Origin of the sequence: Shigella sp. FC1661 (assembly GCF_001712525.1) — a bacterium.
Lineage (GTDB): Bacteria > Pseudomonadota > Gammaproteobacteria > Enterobacterales > Enterobacteriaceae > Escherichia > Escherichia coli.
Map to the genome: position 1 here is coordinate 1 of NZ_MDGW01000340.1, position 1,346 is coordinate 1,346.

Below are 1,346 nucleotides of genomic sequence, written 5' to 3' on the forward strand. Positions count from 1 at the left end.
AATCAACTGAGTTTCTCAGAATCATGCGGAATGGTGATGAGAATGCTGATGACATTGCAGGGCGCTTCACCGGGACGTATACCGGAGCTGATGCGCGATCTTGCAAGTATGGGACAACTTGTGAAATTACCGACGAGAAGGGGAAGGGCCTTCCGAGAGTGGTAAAGGAGAGGCCCTGGAAATACCCCACAGCCCCGAAAAAGAGCCAGTCAGTTGCTTAACTGACTGGCATTACTGCCTTTTAGGCCATTTCTGGCGGCTGCGGGTTTCGTTATAGGCTGGGATAGTTTGCTGATAGGCCGTTAATCTTTAACTTTAATTTGTGATTGCAGGTAATTTTGTAGGCCAATTTTACCGATGAGATCCAGTTCAGTTTCGAGCCAGTCGATATGACCTTCTTCATCAGCAAGGAGCTCGATCATCATATCGCGGCTAACATAGTCATGAACGCTGTCGGCATATGCGATAGCCTCACGCAGATCCTTCGCGCCTTCCAGTTCTAATCGCAGGTCGGATTGCAGCATCTCCTCGACATCTTCACCAATCCCCAGTTTGCCTAAATCCTGTAAGTTGGGGATTCCTTCTAAAAACAAAATACGCTCGATATATTTATCAGCGTGTTTCATCTCATCGATGGATTCATGGTATTCGACGTCATTGAGACGCATCAGGCCCCAGTTTTTAAACATCCGGGCATGGAGAAAATACTGATTGATTGCGACAAGCTCATTTCCCAATAGTTTATTGAGATAATTTATGATTTTAACATCACCTTTCATTTTATAGTCCCTCCGCTTCCACTATTAGAGCGTAGATGGGGCTAGCGGGATGTCAAAAAATAAGCGTGGTCTTCAGGCAATCTCTTTAAATTCTGGCATCTGCATCAACTCGTCCTGCATCACTTCGCGCGCGGCGCGAATGCACTTACCGCATTGATTTCCCACAGGAATAAACTTACGCAATTGTTGGAAAGATTGCGGATGAAACTGACGGACTGCCTGGCGAATTTTTTTGTCACTTACACCATTACACAAACAAACGTACATGATTGCTCCCGTTCAAATTCTGCGCAAAGTGTAAATGAGAATGGTTATGATTACAATAGCACAGTTTTATTTGCGCCATAGTTCAGCGAGCAAAATTACGACTAAATATTTCGAGCTCAAATTACGGGCAGCAAAAAGGGCGCCGAAGCGCCCTTTTCAATTCAAAACTAATTAACGTGTAATTAGCCCAGAACTTTAGCAACAACGCCCGCGCCAACGGTACGGCCGCCTTCACGGATTGCGAAACGCAGACCGTCGTCCATCGCGATCGGGTGGATCAGGGTAACAACCATTTTGATG

3 protein-coding genes and 2 pseudogenes are annotated in these 1,346 nt (G+C 45.8%); 2 read left to right on the forward strand and 3 right to left on the reverse strand.

The genetic code is table 11. The annotated features are described in order from the left end of the window. Nucleotides 1–221: pseudogene (locus tag BFF42_RS17505) on the forward strand (IS4 family transposase); the annotation flags it as partial. Nucleotides 222–234: 13 nt separating this feature from the next. Then, a pseudogene (locus tag BFF42_RS17510) lies at nt 235–306 on the forward strand (prepilin peptidase); the annotation flags it as partial. On the opposite strand, the gene bfr reads toward BFF42_RS17510, so the two are convergent. From bfr to BFF42_RS17525, 3 genes are all read right to left on the reverse strand, one after another. Further along, complete coding sequence (bfr, locus tag BFF42_RS17515) at nt 303–779, reverse strand: bacterioferritin (protein ID WP_000675520.1); 477 nt, start codon at nt 777–779, stop codon at nt 303–305. The pseudogene BFF42_RS17510 and the gene bfr sit on opposite strands and share 4 nt — an antisense overlap. 72 nt (nt 780–851) lie before the next feature. After that, nucleotides 852–1,046, reverse strand: coding sequence for a bacterioferritin-associated ferredoxin (gene bfd, locus BFF42_RS17520; RefSeq protein WP_000289090.1), 195 nt, complete (start codon nt 1,044–1,046; stop codon nt 852–854). Between the two features lie 182 nt (nt 1,047–1,228). Continuing rightward, on the reverse strand, nt 1,229–1,346 hold a 118-nt coding region (locus tag BFF42_RS17525), incomplete at its 5' end, for an EF-Tu C-terminal domain-related protein (RefSeq protein ID WP_000531011.1).